Origin of the sequence: Actinomadura citrea (assembly GCF_013409045.1) — a bacterium.
GTDB lineage: Bacteria > Actinomycetota > Actinomycetes > Streptosporangiales > Streptosporangiaceae > Spirillospora > Spirillospora citrea.
Genome location: NZ_JACCBT010000001.1, coordinates 407,155 through 420,976, shown reverse-complemented (window position 1 = coordinate 420,976; position 13,822 = coordinate 407,155). Strand labels below are relative to the sequence as shown.

Here is a 13,822-nt window from a genome sequence, read left to right as displayed (position 1 = left end):
CTCCCCGAACCGAAGGAACCGCAGCATGGCGGGCTGGAGTCATCGGTACGCGCGCATCAACGGCCTGGACGTCCACTACGTGGAGCAGGGCGAGGGGCCGCTCGTCGTCCTCCTGCACGGCTTCCCGCACATCTGGTTCAGCTGGCGCCACCAGATCGGTCCGATCGCCGATGCGGGGTTCCGCGTCGTCGCGCCCGACATGCGCGGCATGGGGCACACCAGCGGCCCCCGGGACCACCGCGAGTACGACGTCGACCGCATCGTGGGCGACCTCACCGGCCTCCTCGACCACCTCGGCGAGGAGAAGGCCGTCTTCAGCGGCCTGGACTTCGGCCTCTTCGCCGCCTACGACCTCGCCCACCACCACCCGGACCGCGTCGCCGCGATCATCGGCCTGGAGAACCCCTTCTTCACCCCGAGCGACGAGTCGCCCCTGACGCTGGCCGCCCGCCAGGCCGAACGGCACTTCAACCACATCCACTACTTCGCCGAGCCGGGCGTCGCCGACCGCGACCTCGCCGCCGCGCCCCGCGCGTTCCTGCGCAAGGTCTTCTACGCGCTTTCCAGCGACTACCACTACCTCGACGTCTGGCGGCAACCTCCGGGCACGTCCTATATCGACGCCCTCCCCGAGACGCCGCCGCTCCCGTGGACGTGGCTGACCGAGCCGGAACTGGAGTTCTACGTCGACGCCTACGGCCGCAGCGGCTTCACCGGCGGGCTCAACTGGTACCGGGCGATGGACCTGTCCTGGGAGTACCGCAAGTCCTACGGCGACCGGAAGAATCCCGTCCCGTACTACTTCATCGGCAGCGAGCAGGACGCCGACCTTGAGGGCTGGCACGGCGACGACCCCCTGAACAGGCTCGGCGACCACCACGCCGACGTCCGCGGCGTCCACATGATCAAGCAGGCCGGCCACATGATGCAGATGGAGAGGCCCGCCGAGACCACGGCGGCGATGCTCGGATTCCTCGCGGGGAGCGACAGGTGAGCCTCACCGGAGACCGGGTCGTCGTGGTCACCGGCGCCAGCCGCGGCGCCGGGAAGGGCATCGCGCTGGCCCTCGGCGCGACCGGCGCGACGGTCTACGTGACGGGCCGGACCCGCTCGGAGGGCGACGCCGACCTTCCGGGCACGGTCCTCGCCACGGCCGAGGAGATCGACGCCCGCGGCGGCACCGGCGTGCCCGTGATCTGCGACCACTCCGACGACGCGCAGGTCGCGGACCTGTTCAGGCGGGTGGAACGCGAGCACGGCAGGCTGGACGTCCTCGTCAACAACGCGTTCACGATTCCGGACGGCCTCACCCGCGAAGGGCCGTTCTGGGAAAAGCCGCTGGGGCTCCAGAGCATGTTCGACGTGGGGATGCGCTCCGCCTACGTGGCCGCCTACTACGCCGCCCCGTTGCTGGTGAGGAACAAGGCGGGCCTCGTCGTCAACACCTCCTCTTTCGGCGGACGTTGTTACATGCACGGCCCGGCCTATGGCGCGGGAAAGGCCGCCGTCGACAAGATGGCGCACGACATGGCGGTCGACTTCGAGCCCTACAATGTCGCCGTCATCTCGCTGTGGATGGGTCTGCTGAAGACCGAGCGCAACAGAGCGCTCTTCGAGGGCGTCCCCGACCGGTACAAGTCGTTCGCCGCGGGGGCGGAGTCCGCCGAGTTCAGCGGACGGGTGATCGACGCGCTCGCCCGGCACCCGGAGTTCATGCGGTGGAGCGGGCAGGTCCACATCGGGGCCGAACTCGGCGCCGAACTGGGCGTGGTGGACGTCGACGGAAGCAGACCCCGGTCCCACCGCGGGCACCTCGGCGACCCGCCCATCTTCAGCCCCGCCGTCGTCAAGTAGTCGGCAACGCCTTCGCCAAGGCTTGCCCGCCCAACCGATCGGCCATTCAACGAAGCTTCCCCATTGAGAGGGGATACCTTCCGCACGAGGCAAATGATTTCACATATCGGGGGACGCCGTTTCGCCCCTCCGCCTCAGTGACCGTGATTAGTGGGGATATGCCGGAAATGCCCCGCGAAGGGGCGCCTGACCTGACGTGCGAGCGGAGTTATGATCCGAAACAGGGCCGAGGAGATAACGGTCCCATCCGGGACGTCCGGACGTCCGTTGTCCGCATTCCTTCGTCCATCCCTGTCCGGCCGAGACCGCGCGAGACAAGGCGATGGGACTCCAGCGAGGAGGCACCATGACCCACGTCGAGCAAGAGTCCATCCCGCACACCCCGTCCGGTATCGCCGATCCGGCCCCCCTGGGCCTGGCGGCCTTCGCCCTGACCCTGTTCCTTCTGTCCGTCAAGAACGCCGGGTGGACCGACGGCACCGACGCCTGGCTGGCCTACGCCCTCGCCTACGGCGGCCTCGTCCTGATCCTGGCCGGCATGTGGGAGTTCCGCGGTCGCAACGTGTTCGGCGCGACGGCCTTCTCGTCCTACGGCGGCTTCTGGCTCGGTCTCGGCCTCTACGCCGTCCTCATCGCCGGGGAGACGACTCCCGCCCAGGAGGCCAACGACCTCGGCTGGATCCTCCTCGCCTTCGCGATCTTCAACACCTACATGATGCTCTGGGCGACCCAGGTCAACCAGGCCGTCCTGGCGGTGTTCGTCGCCCTGGAGGCCACGGAGATCATCCTGTTCATCGGGAACTTCGCCACCAGCGAGACCACGATCAAGATCGGCGGCTACCTCGGCGTCCTCACCGCGATCTGCGCCTGGTACGCCTCCGCCGCCGGCGTCATCAACGGCATGACGGGCCACACCTTCCTCGGCGTCGGCAAGCCCCTCAGGCACCGCCTGGTCCCCGGCACCGAACCCCGCTGACCCGCGGCTCCCTCCCGGGCCGGATCGCGGGGACGGCGCTAAGGTGATGGCGTGACCCCCCGTCCGGAGAATCAGGCGCGCCTCGTCGGCGACGACGACCGCGACACCGCCGTGCAGCGCCTGCGGGAGGCGTACGCCAAAGGGCACCTCACGCACGAGGAGATGGACGAGCGCCTCGACCAGGTGCTCAGCGCCAGAACCCACGGCGACCTCGCGACGCCCCTGGCCGCACTCCCGGACGAGGACGCAGGCCCCACGTCCACGATCGGCGCCGCCACCGGACGGATCAAGCGTCGCGGCCCCTGGCGGGTACCCCGCGTCCTCAAGGTCGAGTCCGCCTTCGGACGGGTGCACCTGGACCTGTCCAAGGCGATCATCGATCACCCGGTGGTCGACATCGAACTGCAGGTCGGCACCGGCCGTGCCAAGATCACCGTCCCTCGTGACGCGATCGTCGAGATCGAGGGTCTGCGCACCGGGCTGAAGGACGCGCGCTACACGCCCCGCCGCCCCACCCGCCCCGGCGGGCCCAAGATCCGCATCACCGGCGCCATGGGCCTCGGCCGCCTCAAGATCCGCCACGCCCGCCGCTAGCGATTCCCCGGCCTCGCGGCCCTCGCGTCCACGACCCGGCTCGGACCCGACCACCGCCGCGCCAACTCGACGTCGTCGGTGACGAGTTCGCCACCCGGTCAAGCGTTCTCCGCCTGTTCGAGTTGTGGACGGTGGGCGACGCGGTCCGCCGTGTAGGGGGTGAAAGCCCAGGTGGCGAGGGCGCAGAGCGCAAGCGTCGCGCCGAGGACGGTGGGGCCGATCCAGCCGGCGGCGTCGAACAGGGCCGTCGTCGCGGCCGCCCCCAGGGCCGAGCCGAGGGAGTAGAAGACCATGTAGGCGCCGATGGTGGTGCTGGTGCGGTCGGGGTAGGCGGCGGTGAGGGTGTGCTGGTTGCTCACGTGGACGGCCTGGACGGCGAAGTCGAGCACGATCACGCCGAGGACCAGCAGGGGCAGCGACCACGAGAGCTGTCCGATCGCGGCCCAGGAGACGAGCAGGAGCCCGAGTGCGAGGCCGGTGACCCGGCGCGCGTGCCCGGCGTCGCCCCACCGTCCGGACCGGGCGGCGCCCAGAGCCCCGGCCAGCCCCGCGACACCGAAAAGCCCGATCTGCGCTTCGCTGAGATGCCACGGCGCACCGGCCAGCGGCAGGGCCATGCCGCTCCACAGGGTGCCGAACGACGCGAACAGGAAGAACGCGATCAGCCCACGGCTGAGGAACACCGGCCGCACGAACAACCCACCGAGGGACCGGAGCACCTGTCCGTACCGTGCCCCGTCAGAGCGGACATCCGCGGGCAGCACGGTGAGGGTGAGCAGGGCGAGCACGCCGGCGAGGGCGGCCAGGGCCAGGTAGACGCTCCGCCATCCCCACAGGTCCGCGAGGACTCCCGCCACGACCCGCGCGCCGAGGATGCCGATCACCACGCCCGAGGTCACGATGCCGAGGTTGCGCCCGCGCTCGGCCGACGGGGAGATCGACGCCGTGTACGCGACCGCGGTCTGCACCACCACCGCGAACACGCCCGCCGCGGCCAGTCCGGAGAAGGCCGCCCAGGCGACCGGGGCGGCCGCGGTGGTCACCGCACCCGCGGCCACGAGGCCGAGGTGCGCGGCGATCAGGCGCCGGCGGTCGAGCATGTCGCCCAACGGCACCAGCAGCACCAGTCCTGCCAGATAGCCGAGCTGGCCGGCGGCCACGAACCAGCCGAGCGAGTCGACCGGAACGCCCAGATCGCGTCCCATCACGCCCAGTACCGGCTGCCCGGCGTAGACGCTCGCGACCGCGACCCCGCACACCGCCGCCAGCAGCAGCCTCGTCCTCCCGTGCACAGCCCACCTCCGTTTGGTTTCATTTTGAAACTGAACGGAGGGTAGGTCAGAATGGTTTCATTACGCAACTCGTTGGAGGGCTGATGGCACGCGACGAGACCGACGGGCAGAACCCCGCGTGGACGGACCCGGTCTGCCCGGTCGCCCGCACCGCCGACCTGGTCGGCGACCGGTGGAGCCTGCTCATCGTCCGCGACGCGATGGACGGCGCCCGCTCGTTCACCGACTTCCAGCAGCGCACCGGAATCGCCCGCAACATCCTCAGCGACCGGCTCCGCAAGCTGACCGCCCACGGCCTGCTCACCCAGGTCGACGCCCCTTCGGGCAGGCGCCGGCTGTACGCGCTCACCGAGGCGGGCAAGGACCTCTTCCCCGTGATCGTCACGCTGCGGCAGTGGGGCGAACGCCACGCCTTCACAGCGGGCGAGACGCACTCCGTCCTGGTCGACGACGACGGTGCCCGCGTACCCGACCTCCTGCCCATCGCAGCGAACGGCGCGCCCCTGACGAGCGAAACGACCTCAGTACGGCGTCCCACAGAGCGCGAACCGTCCTGAGCGGACCCTCATCTGGACGCGTTCGACCTCGAACCCCGATCCGGGGCGGCCGCGTGAATCCACTGCGCGAGGGTTCGAAGGTAACCCGGGGCAAGCACACCACCCCGTTGCACTCGATGGTCGGCTCCGGGGAACACCTCCACGGTCAACGTCGCCCGCTGGTCACGGTCGCCGTCACAGGCGACGGCACTGAACAGCCGGATGCTGTCGGCGACGGGAACGAGCTCGTCAGAACCACCGAAGATCGCCAAGTGGGGACATCGCGATCGGCGCGCATCGGGCAGGGGGTCATGATCCTGCTTGCGCTTGAGGAACTCCCAACCATCGGCGTCGACATCACCCCAGTAGGCGGCCAGACCTGGCGGATGCCCGGCCCGGGCAACGAGCCGGGTCGCCTCAGCGAAGTCGGCACCACGTCGACCCGCCTCCACCAGCCGGTCGTAGAGCGCCAAGACGTCGGCATTGTCCTGCTGAGATTGGGTGCCGGACGCTTTGACAGCGTTGGCCACCGCGTAGCGTTCCTGTTCTGCCGGGGTCACTCCAGGGCAACTGTTGGTGATGACCCAGGACGGTGCATCGCGGGCGGCCGCGCGCAGGGCTACCCAGCCGCCCTCACTGTGACCGAACAACCCGACCGCCTCGTCCGGCACCTCCGGCTGCGCGCGCAGGAAGTCCAGCGCCGCCAGCGCGTCGGAGGCCAGGTCGTCCATCGTCGCCGCACGCCACCGGCCCGACGACCGCCCCACACCGCGCTTGTCGTAGCTGAGGACCGCGATCCCTGCCTCCAGCAGATATCGACGGATCGGGCGGAAGTAGCCGTCGTTGTCCCGATCCGACGGTCCCGAGCCCCCGATCAGAACCACGCCTGCCGCTGCCCCTTCACCAGGAACCCCGAGCGAGCCGGCCAACGAGACGTCCTCTGCACCGAACCAGACTTCCCGCACATCCCACCCACTCGGCATGCCTCAGGCTACGAGCCACACTTCACGACCCACTCGAGAATCACGAGGAAGCCTTGAAGCCCCCGGAGGCGTCTTGGCCGCCGATGGCGGGGCCTGCCGGCCAGAGCGTTGCCAGATCCGTGGGCGTCAACGGGTCTCGGTAGGCGGCCTGGAGGGCGGCTGTCCTGGTGGCCTGGTCTGCGGCGGCGAGGTTGGCGAACCAGTCGATTCCGGCAGGGTAGGCCCAAAGGTATGAGCGAAGTTGCGGGTCGGCTCCCCTGTCCGCGAGGACGTCGGCAACCGCGGCCTCGGTCGTCCAGGGCATCCGGAAACGGGCGCGCTCGGCCAACTCCGCGATACCTGCCCCCTGATTGAGGGCGATGTGCAACTCGGCGCGCACAAGTTGGTTGTAGTGGTCGAACTTGGTGCGAGCGACCAGTTGTTCGTCATCGGGAGCGACGAACAGGGGGAGCGCTTGCGCGAGCCCTTCGAGCAGGACCTGTTGCGGCGCGTGCACCGACATCAGACGCACCCAGGGGACCTCCTGCGCAGCGGCCCGGGCCGTCCAACTCGCGCTTTGGAGACCGTGGCCGAGTACCTCGTGAAGAGCGAACTGGCGGGCGGCGACCTTGGTGAAACCGGCGCGGCGAAGGTTGAGGCGCAGCCGGACATTGTCGCCGGAACCGTCCAGCCAGTACGCCCAGTAGGCGTCCACCTCGGCGGTCTCGATGGTGAGGTTGAACGGGGCCTGGCTGCCGGTGGCCTGGCGGACGACCGTCTCGTAGTCTCCGGCGGCCTGCCTGATCGCGTCGGGCGCCTCCTCGGCCTCGATCGGCCCCTCGACCGCCCTCAACTCCCGGACGGTCTCGGAACCCCACCCGACCCCCAGCGCGCCGAGTGCCTGGCGGGCCTGGTCACCGCGGTAGGCGACGTAGTCGTCCCGCCAACCGACCGCGGCGCACCCTTGAGTGGCCCGGACGTAGTCGCCCAGCGGCGGGTGTTCACCCATGAGCGCGCCGAGATAGGCGAGATCGGCGGTCAGACGGGTGGTGAGACGGTCGGCGCCGGCCTCGACGGTGCGGGCGCGCAGATCGGCCAGGCGCCGGTAAACCGCAAGACGGCTGGTCGCCGGCTCGGTGGGTGCGGTGGTGGGTGCGCAATCGAAGTCGATGACGGCCGCCGACCCGCGCTCCGCCTCGTAGGCGTGCCACCCTCGCAGGGTCGTCTCGATCTCGTCTCGCAGCTTCACGAATCGCTCCCAGCGCAGCGTCACGCCCGGCTCGGGCGCAGGCGATCACGGCCCGGTGCCCTTGCCACCGACATCCCATACGAAGCTATCCGCGACTGGGTTCTCCGTCCCGCCCGGATGCTTGCGGGATCTCGGGCGCACAAGTGCAACCAGCGGCCGAGGCCCCCATGGCGCACGCAAGAGGCCCCTCCCGAGATCGGAAGGGGCCTCTGAGCTGTGCGCACCCGAAGGGATCCGAGATTCCCAAACGATCACCGGCCCCGTCCGAATATGTTCGCGCCAATTCGAGATCATCCGTCCGTGTGGCTCCCAACATGGCTTCCAGGGAGCCACAGGGCCACGGCTCCGGAGGGCGCTGCCCAGATCACCAACTAAGGGCCGCTGAGCAGCGCACGGCTGCACTGCATGGCTCTTCCTCCGCGCGCCCGTTCCGCGCATGTTCCGGAACTTGTTCGTCAGCTGTAGAAGTGCCTGCCGTACTCTTCGCGGCTTACCGTGAAGTCCTCTGGCCGGGTCTCCCGAAGAAGCTTGTACCGGGCGTCGAAGGCATCGATGGCCTCGGGAATGCTGTAGCCGAACACCTGCCGCAAGATCATCATGGCCGGAAGGATGCGGTGGCTCACGATGTGATCGTCGATCTCGGGCCATCGATCGGCATGCCGCGAGTCTGTCACGCGGGCGGCGGTCGGCACCGATCCGGAGGGTGCACCCGCGCGGACGGCGCGCAACCCGTGACAGACCGATCCGCGCGGGAGTGCCCTGCGGGTCCAGGAGGGGTCTGGGGAACCACGGGGTTCCCCAGTCGCGCACGCTCAACCGATCTTCCGGCAATCTCCCCCTGACGACTCCAGCGGTGCTCAACCACAGTCACGCCCTGGTCGGCAGCAGTGGCTCAACCCGCTCCCACAGGCTGTCGGCCACGATCCATGGAGGCTGCTCACCCTTACGCACCCGCCCACACCACACCCGGACATCACGCCATGTCGCATCACATGCACAATTTGTTATGACCTCTTAGGGAGCCGTCGGATACACCATCCAGGCGCCTTCGGGGCCCACTACCAGCCCGCCGTACCGGCTCACCACGCGCGGAGCGGCACCAGGCCTGACCTCCCGGTCCTTGCCTGAACGGGCGTCCAGGACGACCGGGCCGTTGGGCGTCGTCCCGTAGACCGCGCCGTGCCAGAACGCGGTGACCTTCGGGGCGAGCCGCCCGTCGGACGGCAGGCGCCACAGGGTGTCCAGCGTGCCGGCGTCCAGCCCGACGATCCCGCCGTCCGCCCCGTTGCACAACAGGGTCTCGGCGCCGTCGGAGACGCAGTGCCACCTGTATTCGAGGCCGAGGTGTTCGCGGGGTTTTCCAGTCTTGATGTCGTGCAGGACCGTGGAGCTCCTGTCCCTGACGGAACCCGTCGAATGGTGCAGTGAATACAGGCCGGGTCCGGCCGGTTCGGCCTCGAAGGTCGGCACCTCGTACTCCTTGGACGCCCACTCCTGCCGCTGGTCGGTGGCGCGCAGCCCGAGAAGCCGGTAGTGGAGCAGGTCTCCGGTCTGTCCCGCGATCACACCGCCGTCCAGCCCGATCGCGTCGAAGCCGCGCCGGATCCAGCGCACCTTGTGGGCCGCGAGATCGGCCACCACGGTCCCGCCGCCGCTCCAGTTCAGCACCGCGGTCGTCGCGTCGACCCCGACCACGCTGACCGGATTACCCCAGGGGGCGCTGTCTTGGGGCAGAGGCAGGTCATCGTTGAGGACGTTCTTACCGCTCGCCAGGTCTACTCCGATGAGTTCGATCGCCGCGCCCGAGGGCGTGGTGCCCTGCCCGGGGACCTCCGTCATGAACGCCGCGAGCGCCGTCCGGCGGCCCTGCAGCATGACCACCGTGGCGCGCGTGTCACTCGACCGGCTGAACAGTTTCTTGCGCGGTCCTGTTTTCCACACCTGCCGACCCGTGAGGATGTCCACTCCGTACATCACGCCATCGGCGACCGACACCGCAGTGCGATCGTCGAGCAGCACGGGAAGCGCGCCGTAGCTGGTCGTGTAACCGGACTGCCTGGCCTCGGCCGGCAGTTCGACCGCGCGCCGGGTGTCGAACCGGACGGGAGGGTCGGCGACGGGGACGGCCGGGGCCGTCGCGGCACTCGACCGTCCGGTCGCGGACTTGCCCGCGGTGGCTCCGGCCTTCGGGTGACCGCCCCCGCACCCGGTGAGGACCACGGCCATGGCCACTGCTGTGCAGATCCATATTCTTTTGTCCACAATGCCGATCGTACGATCGATTGACACGGCTGAGAAGACCGATCACCGCAACAGCTCCGAAGGCGCCATGACTAAGGGTCGTAAGAGTCCGACGGCTTGACTGGAGTGATGGGCGACGAGAGCACGCCCAAGTCCAGTTTCCTGGCAACCAGAATTTCGGATCTGCCACACAGAAGGGGACCCTAAGACCCCCCTTGTCGGCTGCTAGATTCTGTCACATGAAATAAGTGCCGCGGCTCGCCTTTCGCTGTCACGTGAGGGGCGGGGCCGGCGGATATGGCCGAAGGCCACCCCGTAGGGTCCGGCAAGACCCTCGCCGACCACAGAGCCGACCGGAAGGCCCGGGTCCTGGCGCGGCTCGCTGAGGCTGGCGTCCCGGTATCCAACCCGGCTGACCCGAACGCCGTCCACGTCTGGGAACGCGCCGGGCCCGGCCGATCCCGACGTCAAGCCGACCGAAGCGCGGCTCCTGCACCTGATCAACGAACGCATCCAACGGCGCCGCCAGCTCGACGCCGCGGCACAGAACGACACCTCTGAACTTTCGGCAACTGCGGAGGCAGCGTGACGACTGCGGCGACTGGGGCGGATGAACCGCTCCTTTGGAAGCCGGAACCGGCGGCCGTGAAGCTCGGCATCGGACGCACCAAGGTCTATGACCTAAGGGTGGACACTCACGATCGATCAGGCGAAATCGCTGCTCGACACGGTGACTGGCCACCGCTTCGAGGTAACAGTCATGATCGCCTTGGCCTACGGGCTGCGCCGCGGTGAGGTTCTCGGACTCGTCGCTGGACTGGGATGCAGGCACGGTGCGGCTCACACACGCCGTGAAGCGACTCAAGAACCGAGACAAGGCGAGCAAGCGTAAGACGTGCCTGGTGCTCAGCGAACTGAAGACGCCCAAGTCACGCCGGACTCTGGTCCTCACGCCACAGCTCGTGGCCAAGCTTCGGCGGCGCCATACTCAGCAGGCTGAGGCCAAGATCGCGGCCGGTGGGCTGTGGAACGATCACGGGCTGATCTTCGCGAGCGAGGTCGGAACACCGATGGATCCCGCGACAACTTCTCGCGCACCTTCTCCAAGCTGGCCAAGCGCGCGGAGCTCGGCCACTGGCATCCGCATGAGCTGCTGCACTCGGGGGCCTCGCTGAGGCTGGCTCAAGGGACGCCGTTGCACGTGGTCTCCGAGATCCTCGGGCACACGTCGATCGCGATCACCAAGGACGTCTATGGGCATCTGCTCGTCGATGACAAGCGGGCGGCGGCTGAGGCCATGAGCGGTGCCCTCTTCGGGGCCTGATCGGATCCTGCGGCTCCCAACGTGGCTCCCATGGCGCACGCAAGAGGCCCCTCCCGAGATCGGAAGGGGCCTCTGAGCTGTGCGCACCCGAAGGGATTCGAACCCCTAACCTTCTGATCCGTAGTCAGATGCTCTATCCGTTGAGCTACGGGTGCCTGCCGGAGTTACTGTACCGGCTCCGGGGACTCGACTGCGAATCGATTGACGGACGCGAGCGGCCTGCAGTGTGACTTGAGTCACGGAACCCTTGGTGGGGTAGGTACGCCAAAGGGGTGATTAGGCCGGGTGTGACCTGCGAGGGTGTAGCCCGTCCGAAAGCCCAACCCCCTGAAGGAGAATCCCCATGCGCATGTCCGCCACCAAGCTGGTCGGCGTCCTCGCCGTCGGTGGACTGATGCTCGGTTCCACGGGCTGTGGCGCGGTCGACGCCATCGCCGGCGGGAAGAAGAAGACCGCCTGCAAGAACATCGAGACGGAGCTGCGGAGCTTCTCCACCGGCGGAATGTCGATGTCGTCCCCCAGCGGCGCCTCTGCCACCGCGCAGAAGTTCTCGGACACGGCCTCCAAGGTGCGTTCCGAGGGCCAGAGCGCCGGCGGGGACGTCGAGACCGCCGCGACCGCGTTCGCGGGCGACCTCGACGAGACCGCGTCGATGCTGCGGCAGGTGCAGTCCGGCAGCACGACGCCGCGCCAGCCCGACCTCGCGGGTATGCGGCAGCACGGCAACGACCTCGCTGAGGCCTGCGGATTCACCGGGTTCCGGCTCGGCGGCTGACGCCCGGCGCGATCCGCTCCCGCGGCCCCGGGAGCGCGGCGCCCGGACGTGTTTCCGACTATGCTGTCGGGGCCAAGGTTCAGACTTTGCCGGTTGGCTCGCCAACCCGGTAACCTGTCCTGGGCCTGATGGCTCCTGGAGGATTCGCCTAGTCCGGTCTATGGCGCCGCACTGCTAATGCGGTTTGGGTGCAAGCCCATCCGGGGTTCAAATCCCCGATCCTCCGCTTCTCTGACCAGGGACTTCGTCCAAGATTGCGATCTTGAGCGAAGTCCCTGTCGCATTCCAGATGTCCGTTCTTCCTGGCCTGGTGTGCACATGGTGTGCACGGGAGGTCGGCGGAGTGCTTTCGTCTCGGACGATGTGGCGGCTGGCTGTCTCGGCTTTGATTACCCTGCGTGTTGACCGCGCCGGTTGCGTCGGTCCGCGAATGAGATCACGTTGGGGGCGTTGGAGGGTCTCGGCTGCGACCGGCGAGGGACGACCGCGGCCACCGCCTCGGCCGCTGCCCGGGACACCTCTGGGAGCACCGAGGTGTAGGTGTCGGCGGTGAACGAGTGGCGGGCATGACCGAGCGTCTCGCTGATCACTTTCATGTCGACGTTGCCGAGCAGGGCGAGCGTCGCGGCTCCGTGCCGTAGATCGTGGAAGCGGATCGGCGGCAGAGGCTCACCTCCGGTCGCCGCCTGGACGGTGCGAACGGAGATCCGGTGGTGACGGGCGATCCTGTCGATGGGCCAGCCCTCGATGGAGTGCTTGTCCTGGACGAGTCCGTACTTCTTGATCAGTTCCTCGAACCGCGTGGAGATCCACTGGGGACGCAGGCGTGCCCCGTCCTCCCGGGTGAAGACCCGTCCGGAGTCCACCCACACCTCGGGGCCGGCGGCGGACCTTTCACGTTCCTGAACGGCCCGCCAGTCCAGCAGTACGGAGATGGTCGCCTCGTCCAGCGCCACGGTGCGCTCGCCGGCCTCGGACTTGGTGTCGTCGTACTCGTCGGCCTGGCTCTCGGAACCAGGACGCGTCTCGCGGACGGTCAGCGTGCCTGCGCCCTGGAGGTCAGTATCCGCCCAGGCCAGTCCCGCGACCTCGGCACGACGCAGCCCGCGAAATGCGACCAGGTGGAAGAGGGCGTACAACCGCTCGTCCGCGATGAAGTCGAGGAAGGCGCCCGTCTGGGCGGGCGTCCAGACCATCACCGGGCCGGGCATCTTTCCGGTCTCCTGCCACCGCTGGACGCGTTCGGTCGTCCAGACGAGCGGCTTCGCCCGCCTCCCTCTGATGCGAGGTGTTTCTACGTGCGCGATCGGGTTCTCCCTCAGGCGCTTGGACTTCACCGCCCAGTTGAGAGCCGAGAGCAGAACCGCATAGATCTTCCTCACCCGCGTCGGGGAGATGGGCTTGGTCTGCTTGCGGCGGGGAGCCTCTCCGACCTTGAGGTGTCGCGTTGAGTACGCGCGGACTTCAAGCAGGCGCCGGAGCATCTCGCTCGGCTTCGCCCCCTCGGGGAGGGGACGGTTGATTTGCAGGATCGCCTCGTACAGGGCGATCACGTGCTTGTCCCTGAGGTCGACCAGCTTGAGGTGTCCCAGCCCGGGCACCAGGTAGAGCTGGACGATCTCCGTATAGTCCGCGAACGTCGAGCTGGACAGGCTCTCCTTCTTGGCCGGAAGCCAGATCGTCTCCAGGTACGCGCCCGTCTTCAGGCTCCGATCGAGCTCTCGTCCATGGATCTCGAACTTGGCCAGTTCTTCTGTGAGTGCTTGCTGCGCGGCCTTCTTGGTCTTGAACGGGCCGACGGTCGGCTGTCTTCGTCGTCCGCTGCTTCCTGCGGGTGCGTCGTAGCGCGCCCACCATGCTCCGTGGTCGCGGATGACCAGCTTCGGGCACTTGCCCGCGGGGTACTTCTCGCCGGTCTCGGGATTGCGGCAACCGCAGCGCTTGTAGGTCGTGCCTCGCATGTTTCCTCCTCCGGGAACGATTCCTTTCGTGGTGTCGGGGGTTGCGAGACGGCTCTGC

The 13,822-nt window shown here is 68.4% G+C and carries 13 protein-coding genes and 2 tRNA genes; 8 read left to right on the top strand and 7 right to left on the bottom strand.

Translation table 11 applies throughout. The features are described from left to right. The first annotated feature begins 25 nt into the window (after nt 1-25). The 4 genes from BJ999_RS02105 (at nt 26) to BJ999_RS02090 (ending at nt 3,424) form a co-directional block, all read left to right on the top strand. Nucleotides 26-994 (top strand): alpha/beta hydrolase, encoded by a 969-nt coding sequence (locus BJ999_RS02105; protein ID WP_179831680.1) that lies wholly within the window; start codon nt 26-28, stop codon nt 992-994. Then, nucleotides 991-1,854 (top strand): SDR family NAD(P)-dependent oxidoreductase, encoded by an 864-nt coding sequence (locus BJ999_RS02100; RefSeq protein ID WP_179831679.1) that lies wholly within the window; start codon nt 991-993, stop codon nt 1,852-1,854. The genes BJ999_RS02105 and BJ999_RS02100 overlap by 4 nt, the downstream gene beginning before the upstream one ends. 346 nt (nt 1,855-2,200) lie before the next feature. Further along, nucleotides 2,201-2,830 carry an acetate uptake transporter gene (locus BJ999_RS02095; RefSeq protein WP_179831678.1) on the top strand — a complete coding sequence of 210 codons (630 nt, stop codon included), beginning with the start codon at nt 2,201-2,203 and terminating at the stop codon, nt 2,828-2,830. Nucleotides 2,831-2,881: 51 nt separating this feature from the next. Then, nucleotides 2,882-3,424, top strand: coding sequence for a DUF1707 SHOCT-like domain-containing protein (locus BJ999_RS02090; RefSeq protein WP_179831677.1), 543 nt, complete (start codon nt 2,882-2,884; stop codon nt 3,422-3,424). A gap of 98 nt (nt 3,425-3,522) precedes the next feature. Here the strand turns inward: BJ999_RS02090 and BJ999_RS02085 are convergent, their stop codons facing one another. After that, entirely contained in the window at nt 3,523-4,716 is a 1,194-nt protein-coding gene (locus BJ999_RS02085; RefSeq protein WP_179831676.1) for an MFS transporter, read from the bottom strand. An 83-nt stretch (nt 4,717-4,799) separates the two neighbouring features. Here BJ999_RS02085 and BJ999_RS02080 point away from each other — a divergent pair, with 83 nt between their 5' ends. Then, nucleotides 4,800-5,273 carry a winged helix-turn-helix transcriptional regulator gene (locus BJ999_RS02080; protein WP_179831675.1) on the top strand — a complete coding sequence of 158 codons (474 nt, stop codon included), beginning with the start codon at nt 4,800-4,802 and terminating at the stop codon, nt 5,271-5,273. 8 nt (nt 5,274-5,281) lie between these two features. Here BJ999_RS02080 and BJ999_RS02075 read toward each other — a convergent pair whose 3' ends face one another. The 4 genes from BJ999_RS02075 to BJ999_RS02060 all read right to left on the bottom strand — a co-directional run bounded on the left by BJ999_RS02075 (nt 5,282) and on the right by BJ999_RS02060 (nt 9,725). Then, entirely contained in the window at nt 5,282-6,235 is a 954-nt protein-coding gene (locus tag BJ999_RS02075) for an alpha/beta hydrolase family protein (RefSeq protein WP_179831674.1), read from the bottom strand. A 40-nt stretch (nt 6,236-6,275) separates the two neighbouring features. After that, nucleotides 6,276-7,463 carry a hypothetical protein gene (locus BJ999_RS02070; protein ID WP_179831673.1) on the bottom strand — a complete coding sequence of 396 codons (1,188 nt, stop codon included), beginning with the start codon at nt 7,461-7,463 and terminating at the stop codon, nt 6,276-6,278. A 455-nt stretch (nt 7,464-7,918) separates the two neighbouring features. Further along, nucleotides 7,919-8,155, bottom strand: a complete 237-nt coding sequence (locus BJ999_RS02065) for a hypothetical protein (RefSeq protein ID WP_179831672.1) — start codon at nt 8,153-8,155, stop codon at nt 7,919-7,921. A 322-nt stretch (nt 8,156-8,477) separates the two neighbouring features. Then, nucleotides 8,478-9,725, bottom strand: a complete 1,248-nt coding sequence (locus BJ999_RS02060; RefSeq protein WP_179831671.1) for an outer membrane protein assembly factor BamB family protein — start codon at nt 9,723-9,725, stop codon at nt 8,478-8,480. A 1,003-nt stretch (nt 9,726-10,728) separates the two neighbouring features. On the opposite strand from BJ999_RS02060, the gene BJ999_RS02055 reads away from it, so the two are divergent. Then, nucleotides 10,729-11,028, top strand: coding sequence for a tyrosine-type recombinase/integrase (locus BJ999_RS02055; protein ID WP_179831670.1), 300 nt, complete (start codon nt 10,729-10,731; stop codon nt 11,026-11,028). An 82-nt stretch (nt 11,029-11,110) separates the two neighbouring features. On the opposite strand, the gene BJ999_RS02050 is transcribed toward BJ999_RS02055, so the two are convergent. After that, nucleotides 11,111-11,183, bottom strand: a tRNA-Arg gene (locus BJ999_RS02050). Nucleotides 11,184-11,371: 188 nt separating this feature from the next. On the opposite strand from BJ999_RS02050, the gene BJ999_RS02045 reads away from it, so the two are divergent. Together BJ999_RS02045 and BJ999_RS02040 are read left to right on the top strand one after the other, a co-directional pair. Then, nucleotides 11,372-11,803, top strand: coding sequence for a hypothetical protein (locus BJ999_RS02045; protein ID WP_179831669.1), 432 nt, complete (start codon nt 11,372-11,374; stop codon nt 11,801-11,803). 137 nt (nt 11,804-11,940) lie between these two features. Then, nucleotides 11,941-12,029, top strand: a tRNA-Ser gene (locus tag BJ999_RS02040). Nucleotides 12,030-12,192: 163 nt separating this feature from the next. On the opposite strand, the gene BJ999_RS02035 is transcribed toward BJ999_RS02040, so the two are convergent. Beyond that, nucleotides 12,193-13,764, bottom strand: coding sequence for a tyrosine-type recombinase/integrase (locus tag BJ999_RS02035; RefSeq protein WP_179831668.1), 1,572 nt, complete (start codon nt 13,762-13,764; stop codon nt 12,193-12,195). Between the last annotated feature and the right edge of the window lie 58 nt (nt 13,765-13,822).

Excerpts from the sequence above, each read along its gene's own strand:
- BJ999_RS02105 (WP_179831680.1), top strand. The coding sequence starts at position 26 with ATGGCGGGCTGGAGTCATCGGTACGCGCGCATCAACGGCCTGGACGTC.
- BJ999_RS02095 (WP_179831678.1), top strand. The coding sequence starts at position 2,201 with ATGACCCACGTCGAGCAAGAGTCCATCCCGCACACCCCGTCCGGTATC.
- BJ999_RS02080 (WP_179831675.1), top strand. The coding sequence starts at position 4,800 with ATGGCACGCGACGAGACCGACGGGCAGAACCCCGCGTGGACGGACCCG.
- BJ999_RS02075 (WP_179831674.1), bottom strand. The coding sequence starts at position 6,235 with ATGCCGAGTGGGTGGGATGTGCGGGAAGTCTGGTTCGGTGCAGAGGAC.
- BJ999_RS02045 (WP_179831669.1), top strand. The coding sequence starts at position 11,372 with ATGCGCATGTCCGCCACCAAGCTGGTCGGCGTCCTCGCCGTCGGTGGA.
- BJ999_RS02035 (WP_179831668.1), bottom strand. The coding sequence starts at position 13,764 with ATGCGAGGCACGACCTACAAGCGCTGCGGTTGCCGCAATCCCGAGACC.